General features: G+C 62.2%; 1 pseudogene. It reads left to right on the top strand.

Annotation, left to right across the window (positions count from 1 at the left end):
* Nucleotides 1–8: 8 nt before the first annotated feature.
* A pseudogene (locus AC5Y3P_RS22375) lies at nucleotides 9–241 on the top strand (ABC transporter permease); the annotation flags it as partial.

Genomic DNA, 241 nt, shown 5'->3' with positions numbered 1-241 from the left:
CCTCGACGTTGTTGCGGCAGCGGTTCCCGCGGCTGCTTGATCAGTTGGGTCGTCCGGTCGGTTTCTTTGGCCGGCTCGGTGATCATGTGTTGTTCTACGGCCGGGCGTTGGCCGGGATTCCGCATGCTGCGGTGCATTTCCGTAAGGAGATCGTGCGGTTGATCGCCGAGATCTCGATGGGTGCGGGCACGTTGGCGATGATCGGCGGCACCGTGGTGATCGTCGGGTTTTTGACGTTGGC

It is taken from the genome of Mycobacterium sp. NGS45 (assembly GCF_059812645.1).
This window is presented reverse-complemented; position numbering and strand designations above follow the sequence as displayed.